The following is a 12,856-nucleotide window of genomic DNA, read 5'->3' on the forward strand; positions in this document are numbered from 1 at the left end:
GTATGTAGTTCGTCGAAAAAAAGCTCTATTTGCTCAAATACATCTTACGTCTGGAGTACAAATCGTAAAAATCATCGTCTTTTAAACTCTCAATAAATAAAATGCTTTCGCCTGTACTCTTCATTTCTGGACCTAGTTTTTTGTTCACATTAGGGAATTTATTAAATGAAAACACAGGTTGTTTTATAGCAAATCCGTCTAATTCTGGTTTAAAATCAAAATCAGTGACTTTGTTATGACCTAGCATTACTTTTGTTGCATAATTCACATATGGTTCCTTGTAAGCTTTAGCTATAAAAGGTACAGTACGAGATGCTCTTGGATTAGCTTCAATGATGTAAACTTTATCATCCTTAACAGCAAACTGAATGTTAATTAAACCTACAGTATTGAGCTCTAATGCAATCTTTTTGGTGTGATCTTTTATTTGTTGTAATACAAATTCTCCTAGATTAAAAGGTGGTAATGTGGCATTACTGTCGCCAGAGTGTATACCACAAGGCTCAATATGTTCCATAATACCAATGATATACACATTTTCACCATCACAAATGGCATCTGCTTCTGCTTCAATGGCACCATCTAAATAATGATCTAGTAGTAACTTGTTGTTAGGTATTTTACGCAGTAAATCAACAACATGCTCCTCTAGTTCTTGTTTGTTGATAACAATCTTCATGCCTTGACCACCTAAAACATAAGATGGTCTTACTAATATTGGAAAATCTAATTTATCTGCAACTGCAAGTGCTTCATCGGCAGTTTCGGCAGTATCAAACTCTGGATAAGGAATATTATTATCTTTTAACAGTGTTGAAAATGCACCTCTATCTTCCGCTAAATCAAGAGATTGATAGGTGGTTCCTAGAATCTTAACACCATATCTATCTAATTTTTCTGCTAGTTTTAATGCTGTTTGGCCACCGAGTTGTACAATAACACCTTCAGGTTTTTCGTGCTGTATAATATCATAGATGTGTTCCCAGAATACAGGTTCAAAATAGAGTTTGTCTGCAATATCAAAATCTGTGGAAACGGTTTCAGGATTACAATTAATCATTATGGTTTCGTAACCACATTCTGAAGCTGCTAATACACCATGTACACAACAATAATCAAACTCAATACCTTGACCAATTCTATTTGGTCCAGAACCTAATACTATTACTTTCTTTCTATCTGAAACAACACTTTCATTAGCTATAGATACACCTTCTGTGTTCTCTATTTCATTCTCAAAAGTAGAGTAGTAGTATGGTGTCATAGCTCTAAACTCTGCTGCGCAAGTATCTACTAATTTATAAGTACGCTTAATTTTTAATTCTTCACGTTTATTATACACTTCGCTTTCTAAACAGCTTAGCATATGTGCTATTTGTCTATCGCCATAACCCTTTTGCTTAGCTTCTAATAAAAGCTCTTTATCTATAGTGTCTATAGTAAAGGTTGAAATTTCTTTTTCTAATTGATATAGCTCTTCATATTGTTTTAAGAACCACATATCGATTTTTGTAATCTCATGGATACGACTTAATGGAATTCCCATTTGTATAGCGTCGTAAATGACGAACACACGATCCCAACTTGCATGCGTTAATTTATCGATAATTTGATCATAATCCTTATAACCTTTACCATCTGCACCTAAACCGTTACGCTTAATTTCTAAAGATTGTGTTGCTTTATGTAATGCTTCTTGGAAGCAACGACCTATTGCCATAACCTCACCAACAGCTTTCATTTGTAGGCCTAAGGTCCTGTCTGATCCTTCAAACTTATCAAAATTCCAACGTGGAATTTTGACTACGACATAGTCTAAAGTTGGCTCAAATAACGCTGAGGTTGATTTTGTGATTTGATTATCTAATTCATCTAAAGTATACCCAATAGCAAGCTTAGCTGCGATTTTTGCAATAGGATAACCAGTAGCCTTACTTGCTAAAGCTGAAGATCTTGAAACTCTTGGATTAATCTCAATAGCAATGATATCTTCGTTTTCATCTGGACTAACTGCAAATTGCACATTACAACCACCAGCAAAATCACCAATACTTCGCATCATATGTATAGCCAAGTCTCGCATACGTTGAAATGTTGTATCAGATAGAGTCATCGCTGGAGCTATGGTAATGGAATCACCAGTATGTATTCCCATAGGATCCATATTTTCAATAGTACAGATAATAACCACATTATCATTAGAATCTCTTAAGAGTTCTAATTCATATTCTTTCCAACCCATCATGGCCTTATCTATCATGACCTCATGGATAGGTGAAATTTCTAATCCTCTGGTTAAAGATTCTTCAAATTCTTTTTCATCATAAACAATAGAGGCTCCTGCTCCACCTAACGTAAAGGAAGCTCTAATACAAAGCGGAAACCCAAATTCTTGTGCTATCTCTTTACCTTTTAAATATGATGTTGCTGTAGCTTGTGGTGCCATACTTACACCTATCTTATCCATGAGTTCTCTAAACTGCTCTCTATCTTCAGTGATATTAATGGCATCGATGTCTACACCAATAATTTCAACACCGAAATCATTCCAAATCCCTTTTTCATCTGCCTCAATACAAAGGTTTAATGCTGTTTGTCCACCCATTGTTGGCAGTACAGCATCAATCTGAGGATGTTCTTTTAAAATTTTAACTATAGATTTTGTTGTTAATGGTAACAAGTATACATGATCAGCCATCGTTGGGTCAGTCATTATAGTTGCAGGATTAGAGTTTATGAGGATGGTTTCAATTCCATCTTCTCTTAAAGATCTTAATGCTTGTGATCCAGAATAGTCAAATTCACAGGCTTGTCCTATGATGATAGGTCCTGATCCAATTAACAAAATCGATTTTAAGTTTTTATTTTTAGGCATATGTTAGATGAATTTTGCGTGCAAAAATAGGTATCAATTAGGTATAAAAAAAGGTGTTACACCTAAGTAACACCTTTAAAATATTAACAATTGTTAATCATTATTTCTTATGTCTTGTTTCTGAAGATACAGACAATCTCTTTCTTCCTTTAGCTCGTCTACGAGCAAGTACTTTTCTTCCGTTTACAGAAGCCATTCTTTCTCTAAAACCGTGCTTATTTCTTCTCTTACGTTTTGACGGTTGAAATGTTCTTTTACTCATCGTCTTATATCTTCTTTAAAATCTTTATTTTAATCTTGAAATTTTTGAGAATAGTTCACTGCTCAAAAACTGGGTGCAAATATACAAAGAGTTTTTACTTAGACAAGTTTACTTTTGAAATATTTTTTGATAAAAATTTAGTTTCTTTGTAGCCCAAAATTAATCAAATGAAAACTATTACTACAAGTTTGTTATTATGTATCGTTTTGATGTGTAATACAATACATGCGCAAAGTGTTTTACAGTATAATCTAAGCTTAGGAGATACGTATACAATACAACAGTCTGCAGAACAAGATATCACTCAAGATATGAATGGTTCTAAACATGATATGAGAAACGAAATCAATGCTAGCTATATTTTTACAGTAAAAGCAGTTAACGATAGTTTAATTACTATGGACTTTAGGTTTGATTCTTTTAAAATGAAATCCACCTCTAATTTAATGGGAGAACTCATCTCTGTAAATACAAAAGATTCCATTTCTGATGATGATATTGAAGGTAAAATATTTTCTGGACTTACTAAAAGCACCTTAACTATGACCATGTATAAAAATGGAAAGATTAAAGAGCTGAGTGGTACAGAAGAACTCATAATGAAAATGGTTGAAGGTGCAGGAGATTTTGATGAATTTACTAAAGAACTTATGAAAGAGTCTATGAAAGGTGAATTTGGTAACGAAAGTCTTGTGGAAAGTTTTGAACAAATGACTTATATTTATTCTAAAGATAAAGTATCTATTGGAGATACTTGGACAAATAGATTTAGAGGTGATTTAAGTGCGGAAAATGTTTGGACTTTAATGAGTATGGATGATACTAAAAATACCATTTCTGGTAAAAGCGATGTAATGTTCAATACTGAAGAAGATACTATAACTATGAAGTTAAGTGGTACAATGGATTCTAATCTATCTGTTAACTCAAATACAGGTTTCATTGATGAAATGACTACGAGTTCTACTGCTAAAGGAATTTCGGTTTTAAAACAGATGAATAATCTAGAGGTCCCAACGACTATTATATCTAATGTATCTTATAAAATAACTAAGAATGTTCAATAAAAATATAAAACTTATTATTGCAGCTGGTATTATTGGCTATGCTATTTACCAGTTTACAGAAGGATATATTGGTAATGGAATTATGTTCATTCTATTATCACTAATATTTATTTTCTTATACTTTAAGAACGAATTTATTCTTTTAGCTTTTTTGAGATTACGAAAACAAGATTTTGAAGGTGCTACAAAATGGTTAAATAAAATTAAGAATCCTTCAGCTGCTCTAGTTAAAAAACAAGAAGGCTATTACAATTACCTTCATGGTATTATGGTATCTCAAACTAATATGAATGACGCTGAAAAGTATTTTAAAAAGGCTATGGATTTAGGTTTGTCTATGGATCATGATTTAGCTATGGCTAAATTAAATATGGCAGGTATTGCTTTTAGTAAGCGTAGACCACAAGAAGCTAAAAAGTTAATTTCTGAAGCTGAAAAATTAGATAAGCGAGGTATGCTTAGTGACCAAATAAAGATGATGAAACAGCAAATGAAAAAGGCATCAATACCTAAACAACATTATGGAGGTAATCGTCAAATGAGACGTAGTAAACAACGTTAATAAAAAAAAGGCTCACAATACTGTGAGCCTTTTTTTAAACTTATAAATGATATTATTTTCCTTTATTAACTATGGGAGGAGCACTAAGCTTTTTGCTCATTTCCATAGAAATAGCAGAACGTTCAAATTTCATTTTCCCTGCCATTGTTTCGATTACACAGCTATTGTCTTTATCATTGAGATCTACAACTTTACCATGCATTCCACTTTTAGTAATAACTCTATCACCACGTTTTAATTCGCTTGCAAATTTCTTTTCTTGCTTAGCGCGTTTCATTTGTGGTGCAATCATAAAAAAGTACACCACAGCAAACATAGCTAGAATAGGTAAAAATTCCATGTAATCTTATTTGTATAGATTAGTGATTGTGTCCTGCGTGAGGATCAGCTTTAGTTGCTGTAGCAGGTGTAACCTTATTTACAGTAGCTGCACCAGCTTTCTTTGCAGGAGCGTTAGGATCTTTTTCTACAAAAGCTTTAATCTTAACTGCTTCCTTACCTTTTTCAGTATTTGTAGTCAACGTTACTGTTTTTGATACTTGGTTACCGTTACCTTTACCATTAAACTTTACGTTAAACTCTCCTGTTTCACCTGGAGCAACTTCTTTGGTCCAGTTAGAAGGTACTGTACATCCACAAGTACTTTTTATGTTACTCACTACTAGCATAGATTTACCAGTATTAGTGTATTTAAAAACAGTTTCAACTGGAGTACCATTTTCGATAGTTCCGAAGTCGTGCTCTACTTTGTCAAATTCAATGCTAGGAAATTCACCAGCAGTTGCATCTCTTTGTGCAGCTTCAGCCACATTTTCAGATTTTACTTTAGCAGCTGCATCTTCTTTACAAGATGTGAAAGCTACCATACATAAAGCACTTAATCCTAAAATAACTTTTTTCATGATTTTAATTTTTATGTTTATACGATTTGTTGCGTTCAATCTGCAAATCTAGCATTTTTTTTGAGCTATAAAAATTTTATTTGCGTCTTAACGTTTGATTTAACAAGGGATAGACTACATTAAACCTCTTCCGATTTTGTTTAATTTACCTTCAGATTGGTATTCTTTTACTGTTTTATCGAGTACACCATTTATAAAAATACTGCTCTTTGGTGTAGAGTATTCTTTGGCTATTTCAAGATATTCGTTTATGGTAACTTTGACAGGAATAGAGGGGAATTTTTGAAATTCGCACAAAGCCATACGTAGCATTACTGCATCCAAACTTGCTATACGATCAGAATCCCAATTGGTTGTCTTTTTTCCGATTTCGTCATCAAAAGTGCTTTTATTTAGAAGCGATTTTTGAAAAAGTTCAACAGCAAATTCTTTGTCCTCATTGTCTTTGTAGAGTTTTGGTAATAGGTGTTGTTCTTTTGAATTTGGCTTTAGCTTTCTCAGTATTTTTAGCAAATTTGTATTAACAATAGGCAGATCATCTATCCAAGTAATTTTCTTATCTTCAATATAATCGTATAACTTGTCGTTAGGTGCAATGACCTCTTTGTACATGTCGATTACAAATTCTTTATCTTCTTTAAAAGACGAAACTTTTTTAGACATATAGTTGTTATATACGTCACTTTTCAGAATGGCTTTTAGTAAAATATCTACATACTCAAAATCTAAATCCCAAAAATTTAATTTTTTTGATGTAATAACATCATTTAAGGCTTTGTTTTCACTTAAAAGCTTTAAAACTTCATTATTTACAAATTTTCTATTAGGATTCTTTTCTTCACTAGTAGCCAGAATTTTTTGTTGAGTTTTTTCAAGTCTGTCTTCTGCTTTTTTATGAATTTCTATGAGAAGAGCTAAAAGGACTAGGTATAAATCATACATACCATCAAGACTTTTGAGGAGAAAGGTTTTATCTGCTTTAAAGTCATCACCTTCGTTGCGTTTAAAGGCATATAATGTTTGCATAACCTTAATTCGAATATGTCTTCTATTTAGCATGCTTAAGAACTTTACTTTAATATTTTAAAAAGCGATTGATTACTCAATCGCTTGCAAAAATACTATTAAAGATGAAACTATGACATCTATTTTAAATTATTTAGAATTCTCAATTTTACGTTCCTCAATGCGTTCTAAAGCAATTGCTAATGCTGCATCGTTAGAGGTTATATTGTATTGTTTTGAACGTTCTAGTATTTCTAAACACGTGTTATAAATATTTTCTGTTTTACGCATTATTTCTTGTTTACCATAGTTTTCTAACTCAGCGTATACATTAATGATTCCGCCAGCATTAATTAAAAAATCTGGAGCATATACAATGCCACGTTCTTGTAATAATTTGCCATGTTTATTTTCTGAGGCTAATTGATTATTAGCTGCACCTGCAATAATTTCTGCTTTTATTTTGTATATGGTATCATCATTTATGGTAGCTCCAAGAGCGCAAGGAGCATAAATATCCATGTCTTCACTATAAATATCACTACCTCTATAGATGGACACATCGTATTTTTTACTCACAAGGTCTAAACGCTCCTCATTAATATCTGAAATAACAACATGAGCACCTTCACAGGATAAATGTTCAACTAAAGCTTCACCTACATGACCAATTCCTTGAACCACTACTTTTTTACCTTCTAAAACATCTGTACCATACTTAAATTTTGCAGCAGCTTTCATTCCCATAAAAACACCATAGGCTGTTATTGGAGAAGGATTACCAGCACCACCTTTACTTTCTGATATACCAGTAACATATGGTGTGACTTCTCTTACTAAATCCATATCAGATGTTTCCATACCAACATCCTCAGCGGTAATATATTTTCCGCTTAAGGAATTTACAAACTCACCAAAACGTTTCATTAGTTCTGGTGTTTTCATGGTTTTAGAGTCACCAATAATTACGGCTTTACCACCACCTAAATTTAATCCAGTTATGGCAGATTTAAAGGTCATACCACGAGATAGTCTTAGTACATCATTAAGGGCTTCCCATTCACTGTTGTAGCTCCACATTCTTGTACCACCTAAAGCTGGTCCTAAAACTGTATTATGGATTCCTATTATTGCTTTTAAACCAGTATCTTTGTCATTGCAAAACACAATTTGTTCATGGTTATCAAACGAGTTTTGCCCAAAAACTGGGTCTATTTTTGTAAGCTCTTTAGAGCTGATAGTATCTATTGTCATTAAAATTCTAATTACTTAAGTTTTTACATAATGCGTAAAAACAGCATGTAAAAATAATTGATAATTAGATTTTTTTCAAAAATAAGTGCTTAAAAATGAGATTTTGATAATAAACCCAGCTTTAAAGGCCTTCTAAATGAAAGAACTAAAACGCTTAAATAAATACTTTAAAAAGTATAAATACAGATTACTACTAGGTGTCACAATTACCATTTTAGCAAAGGTATTTGCTTTATTTACACCTAAGCTTATAGGTAATTCCATTAATGTTGTAGCAAAAAAGCTAGAAGAAGGCGATTTATACACGACTTTTAAAGCAGATCTAGGACTAAATATTTTATACCTAATTGGAGCTGCTATGGTTGCGGGATTTTTTACATTTTTAATGAGGCAAACCATTATTAATGTATCTAGATATGTGGAGTATGATCTTAAAAATGAAATCTATCAGCAGTATCAACGGTTAAGCCTTAACTTTTACAAGTCTAACAGAACTGGTGATCTTATGAGTAGAATTACCGAAGATGTTTCCAAAGTTCGTATGTATTTTGGTCCTGCTATAATGTATAGTTTAAATATGATTACGCTATTTGTAGTTGCTTTAATTTACATGCTTAATAAAGCACCATTACTTACATTATATACCATTTTGCCACTTCCTATTTTATCAATTTCAATTTATTTCCTTAGTAAAGCTATTCATAAAAGGAGTACACTTGTACAGGAAAATTTATCTAAATTATCTGCTTACACTCAAGAGGCTTTTAGTGGAATTTCTGTTATTAAGGCGTACACTTTAGAGCCAAGAATAAATGAATCTTTTAATGCTATTTCTGTTGACCAAAGACAGAAATATATTAACCTGACTAAAATTCAGGCTTTCTTTTTTCCTTTGATGATTTTACTCATTGGAGTTAGTAATTTATTAGTAATATACATAGGAGGTACACAATATATTAATGGTGAAATTACTGAGATTGGTACTATTGCAGAATTTATTATTTACGTAAATATGCTTACTTGGCCAGTAGCAGCTATAGGTTGGGTTACATCTCTAGTACAAGAGGCTGAGGCTTCTCAAAAACGAATTAACTCGTTCTTAGAATTAGAACCAGAAATTCAAAATACGGTTGATGAAACAACTCAAATTCATGGAACGATAGCATTTAATAATGTAACATTCACCTATCCAGACACTAATATAACAGCATTAAATAAACTGAGTTTCAATATTAAGCTTGGAGAAACGCTTGCAATCTTAGGTAAAACAGGATCAGGAAAGTCTACAATTTTAGATTTAATTGGTAGACTTTATGATGCAGATTCTGGTACGATTTTAATTGATGATAAACCTATTGATAAACTAAATCTTTTTAATTTAAGAGATAGCATTGGTTATGTACCTCAGGATGCCTTTTTATTTTCTGATACTATAAAAAATAATATTAGATTTGGTAAAGAAGATGCTAGTGATGAACAGGTCATTGAAGCAGCTAAAAATGCTTATGTACATGAAAATATTGTTGGTTTTAGTAAAGATTATGATACCATACTTGGTGAACGAGGCTTAACGCTTTCTGGAGGACAGAAGCAACGTATATCTATTGCTAGAGCTATAATTAAATCGCCTCAAATATTATTATTTGATGATTGTTTATCTGCAGTTGATACAGAAACAGAAGAGCAAATACTTAAAAATTTAGATAAAGTTTCTAAAAGTAAAACTACTATTATTGTGAGTCATAGAATCTCTTCTGCGAAAAATGCCGATCAAATAATTGTACTCGAAGATGGAAAAATTATCCAAGAAGGAAATCATGTAAGTCTCATTAATACAGAGGGTTACTACAAGGATTTATACCTCAAACAGCTTAGTGAAAAAGAAATATCATAAAATGTTGGTTACTTTCCTTTTTTTTTAGATTTTTGGTGAAGTAAAAAAACAAAAAAGATAAATGAGCGATAACGGCATGATGGAAAAAGAAGAAATATTTTCAAAAGTATTAAGAGCAGGAAGACGTACCTATTTTTTTGATGTAAGAGCAACAAAAGCTGGTGATTATTACTTAACAATAACTGAAAGTAAAAAGTTTACAAATGATGATGGTTCTTTTCACTACAAAAAGCACAAAATTTATTTGTACAAAGAAGATTTTAATGAGTTCAGGTCTATTTTAGGAGAAATGACTGATTATATCTTTAATGAAAAAGGCGATGAAGTTATTAGTGAACGTCATCAAAAAGACTTTAAAAAAGAAGAGTATAACTCTAATGAGGAGGCTACTTCAGAACCTACCTCTGATGCTTCAGCAGAAAGTTTTACAGATGTCAATTTTGAAGATATTTAAAATCTAAATTGTTAAATTATACAGAAACCGTTACCATTCGTAACGGTTTTTTTATTTTTAAGAACTAACGAATTCAACTATGAGATTTTTATACGCTTTTTTATGTTTATGTATTACCAGTTTTTCTTTCGCTCAAGATAACCTAAAGTATTACTTGCCAGCTAACATCAGCTACAATTCATCTATACCAAAACCTGAGTCAGTTATTAGACACCAAGTAGGAGAGTGGCATATAACACATGATAAGCTAGTGCAATATATGTATGCTATTGCCAATGCATCAGATCGAGTTACTATCCAAGATAGAGGTGAAACTTTTGAAGGAAAACCACTTGTATTACTTACGATTACATCAAAAGACAATCATAACCGTTTAGATGTAATAAAAGCAAATCATAGTAAAAATACCAATTCAGATAATTTTAAGTCAGATCAACCCATCGTGGTTTATCAAGGATTCTCTATTCATGGTAACGAAGCAAGTGGATCTAATGCAACGTTGGTTTTAGCATATCACTTAGCAGCTGCACAAGGTAATGAAATTGACGCTTTATTAAAGAATACAGTTATTTTATTAGATCCTAGTTTTAATCCTGATGGATTGCAGCGTTTTGCGTATTGGGCCAATACAAATCGCAGTATTAATTTAAATCCAGATCCAAACGATCGTGAGTACAGTGAAGTTTGGCCAGGAGGAAGAACTAATCACTACTGGTTTGATATGAATAGAGATTGGTTACCAGTACAATTACCAGAATCTAGGGTACGTATTAAAACGTTTCATGAATGGAAACCAAATATTTTAACAGATCATCATGAGATGGGAACCAATGCAACGTTCTTCTTTCAGCCTGGTATACCATCAAGAACACATCCATTAACACCACAATTAAATCAGAGGTTAACAGCAGATATTGGAAAGTACCATGCTAAAGCATTAGATAAAATAGGCTCGCTCTATTATACAGAAGAGAGTTTTGACGATTTTTATTATGGCAAGGGTTCTACGTTTCCAGATATTAATGGAGGTATCGGCATTTTATTTGAACAAGCAAGTTCTCGAGGTCATATCCAAGAGAGTAGTAATGGTATTCTTACGTTTCCATTTACGATTCGTAATCAGTTTATAGCAGCTCTTTCTACACTAGAAGCAGCTCAAGGTATGCGAGAGGAGATTTTGCGTTATCAGCATGATTTTTACAAGAAAGCTAGGCAAGAAGCTTCTGCGGAACAACAAAATGCCATTGTATTTGGAGACCCAAAAGATGCAGCTAGAACCTATCATTTAGCCGAGATATTAGATAGACATGGCATAACGTTTCATGAGCTAAAATCAGATATTTCTATTAAGGGTAAAGACTATAAAAAAGGTTATAGTTATGTGGTGCCTAAGAATCAGAGAAATACACGACTAATTAATGCTATGTTTGAGAAACGTACCAAGTTTCAAGATAGTTTATTTTATGATGTCTCTGCTTGGACCTTTCCTTTAGCTTTTAATTTAAATTATGACGAAACAATTTCAACATCTATTGCAGGTGATAAAGTAGAAGATTTAAAAAAGAAAACAGGTTCTGTGCTTAGTAAAAGTAGCTACGCTTATCTTATGGAATGGCACGAGTATTATTCACCAAAAGCCTTAAACACTATTTTAGAGAAAGGACTACGAGCTAAAGTAGCCATGAAACCTTTTAATGTAGATGGAAGAGATTACGATTATGGCACTATTTTAATTCCTATTCAAAATCAGAAATTAGATAAAGACCAACTCTATGACTTTTTAACCACTGTTGCCACTGGTAGCGCTATCAATATTTATGGTGTTACTACAGGTTTAACACAAGGTATAGATTTAGGAAGCAATCAGTTTAGAGCTCTGTCTACACCAAAAGTTGGGTTATTAGTTGGTAATGGCGTACGTAGTTATGATGCTGGTGAAATTTGGCATTTATTTGACACACGCTATAACATGAAACTCTCAAAACTTGATGTAGGTAGAATAAATAGAATGGATTTAAGTCGTTATAATGTTATTATTGCACCATCGTCTGGAGGTTTTAATGGAGGCGTTGTTAAAGCTTTAAAATCTTGGACTGAGAAAGGTGGAACCTTAGTAGGTTTTAGGAGTACTATTAATTGGTTAAAAGCCAAGAAATTTATCAATCTAGAATTAAAAACTAGTGATAGAGTAGCAAAAGATATAACCTACGAGCAACGTGGAAATTATTCTGGAGCGCAAGTTATTGGAGGTGCTATTTTTGAAGTTGAACAAGATCGTTCTCATCCTATAAACTTTGGTTATACTAACAGTAAAATTCCTATGTTTAGAAACAATACCATGTTTATGAAAGCTGATAAGCAAAGTTATAATAACCCATTACGTTACAGTAAAAACCCATTATTAAGTGGTTATATTTCTAAACCAAATTTAGATAGTTTAGCAGAAACAGTGCCTTACAAATCAAAGCGATTAAAAGGAGGGAAAGTTGTTGTGTTTACAGACAACACTAACTTTAGAGCGTTTTGGTATGGTACTAATAAACTACTTATGAACGCCATATTTTTTAGAAATCAGCTTTAA

11 protein-coding genes are annotated in these 12,856 nt (G+C 32.4%); 5 read left to right on the forward strand and 6 right to left on the reverse strand.

Features of this window, described 5'->3' with window-relative positions:
* Positions 1–25: 25 nt before the first annotated feature.
* On the reverse strand, positions 26–2,875 hold the full coding sequence (carB, locus tag RM697_RS01225; protein WP_311426018.1) for a carbamoyl-phosphate synthase large subunit: 2,850 nt from the start codon (positions 2,873–2,875) through the stop codon (positions 26–28).
* Between the two features lie 100 nt (positions 2,876–2,975).
* Positions 2,976–3,137: a 50S ribosomal protein L34 gene (gene rpmH, locus RM697_RS01230; RefSeq protein ID WP_311426019.1), complete on the reverse strand. Its 162-nt coding sequence runs from the start codon at positions 3,135–3,137 to the stop codon at positions 2,976–2,978.
* Between the two features lie 167 nt (positions 3,138–3,304).
* Here rpmH and RM697_RS01235 point away from each other — a divergent pair, with 167 nt between their 5' ends.
* Together RM697_RS01235 and RM697_RS01240 are read left to right on the forward strand one after the other, a co-directional pair.
* Positions 3,305–4,204, forward strand: coding sequence for a DUF6263 family protein (locus RM697_RS01235; RefSeq protein ID WP_311426020.1), 900 nt, complete (start codon positions 3,305–3,307; stop codon positions 4,202–4,204).
* Positions 4,194–4,766, forward strand: coding sequence for a tetratricopeptide repeat protein (locus tag RM697_RS01240; protein ID WP_311426021.1), 573 nt, complete (start codon positions 4,194–4,196; stop codon positions 4,764–4,766). The genes RM697_RS01235 and RM697_RS01240 overlap by 11 nt, the downstream gene beginning before the upstream one ends.
* Positions 4,767–4,818: 52 nt before the next feature.
* Here the strand turns inward: RM697_RS01240 and yajC are convergent, their stop codons facing one another.
* From yajC to RM697_RS01260, 4 genes are all read right to left on the reverse strand, one after another.
* Positions 4,819–5,106 (reverse strand): preprotein translocase subunit YajC, encoded by a 288-nt coding sequence (yajC, locus tag RM697_RS01245; RefSeq protein WP_311426022.1) that lies wholly within the window; start codon positions 5,104–5,106, stop codon positions 4,819–4,821.
* A gap of 19 nt (positions 5,107–5,125) precedes the next feature.
* Positions 5,126–5,668: a DUF1573 domain-containing protein gene (locus RM697_RS01250; protein ID WP_311426023.1), complete on the reverse strand. Its 543-nt coding sequence runs from the start codon at positions 5,666–5,668 to the stop codon at positions 5,126–5,128.
* Between the two features lie 114 nt (positions 5,669–5,782).
* A complete protein-coding gene (gene nusB, locus RM697_RS01255; protein ID WP_311426024.1) occupies positions 5,783–6,694 on the reverse strand; it encodes a transcription antitermination factor NusB in 912 nt (303 codons plus the stop codon).
* 129 nt (positions 6,695–6,823) lie between these two features.
* Positions 6,824–7,927: a Glu/Leu/Phe/Val family dehydrogenase gene (locus RM697_RS01260; RefSeq protein ID WP_311426025.1), complete on the reverse strand. Its 1,104-nt coding sequence runs from the start codon at positions 7,925–7,927 to the stop codon at positions 6,824–6,826.
* A gap of 136 nt (positions 7,928–8,063) precedes the next feature.
* On the opposite strand from RM697_RS01260, the gene RM697_RS01265 reads away from it, so the two are divergent.
* The 3 genes from RM697_RS01265 to RM697_RS01275 all read left to right on the forward strand — a co-directional run bounded on the left by RM697_RS01265 (position 8,064) and on the right by RM697_RS01275 (position 12,856).
* Positions 8,064–9,821: an ABC transporter ATP-binding protein gene (locus RM697_RS01265; protein ID WP_311426026.1), complete on the forward strand. Its 1,758-nt coding sequence runs from the start codon at positions 8,064–8,066 to the stop codon at positions 9,819–9,821.
* Between the two features lie 61 nt (positions 9,822–9,882).
* A complete protein-coding gene (locus RM697_RS01270; protein ID WP_311426027.1) occupies positions 9,883–10,275 on the forward strand; it encodes a PUR family DNA/RNA-binding protein in 393 nt (130 codons plus the stop codon).
* Positions 10,276–10,354: 79 nt separating this feature from the next.
* A complete protein-coding gene (locus RM697_RS01275; protein WP_311426028.1) occupies positions 10,355–12,856 on the forward strand; it encodes a M14 family metallopeptidase in 2,502 nt (833 codons plus the stop codon).

Origin of the sequence: Microcosmobacter mediterraneus (assembly GCF_031846265.1) — a bacterium.
In the GTDB taxonomy this organism is placed as follows: domain Bacteria; phylum Bacteroidota; class Bacteroidia; order Flavobacteriales; family Flavobacteriaceae; genus Microcosmobacter; species Microcosmobacter mediterraneus.

Coding starts and splice junctions, on each gene's coding strand:
- carB (WP_311426018.1), bottom strand. CDS start 2,875: ATGCCTAAAAATAAAAACTTAAAATCGATTTTGTTAATTGGATCAGGA.
- rpmH (WP_311426019.1), bottom strand. CDS start 3,137: ATGAGTAAAAGAACATTTCAACCGTCAAAACGTAAGAGAAGAAATAAG.
- RM697_RS01235 (WP_311426020.1), top strand. CDS start 3,305: ATGAAAACTATTACTACAAGTTTGTTATTATGTATCGTTTTGATGTGT.
- RM697_RS01240 (WP_311426021.1), top strand. CDS start 4,194: ATGTTCAATAAAAATATAAAACTTATTATTGCAGCTGGTATTATTGGC.
- yajC (WP_311426022.1), bottom strand. CDS start 5,106: ATGGAATTTTTACCTATTCTAGCTATGTTTGCTGTGGTGTACTTTTTT.
- RM697_RS01250 (WP_311426023.1), bottom strand. CDS start 5,668: ATGAAAAAAGTTATTTTAGGATTAAGTGCTTTATGTATGGTAGCTTTC.
- nusB (WP_311426024.1), bottom strand. CDS start 6,694: ATGCAAACATTATATGCCTTTAAACGCAACGAAGGTGATGACTTTAAA.
- RM697_RS01260 (WP_311426025.1), bottom strand. CDS start 7,927: ATGACAATAGATACTATCAGCTCTAAAGAGCTTACAAAAATAGACCCA.
- RM697_RS01265 (WP_311426026.1), top strand. CDS start 8,064: ATGAAAGAACTAAAACGCTTAAATAAATACTTTAAAAAGTATAAATAC.
- RM697_RS01270 (WP_311426027.1), top strand. CDS start 9,883: ATGAGCGATAACGGCATGATGGAAAAAGAAGAAATATTTTCAAAAGTA.
- RM697_RS01275 (WP_311426028.1), top strand. CDS start 10,355: ATGAGATTTTTATACGCTTTTTTATGTTTATGTATTACCAGTTTTTCT.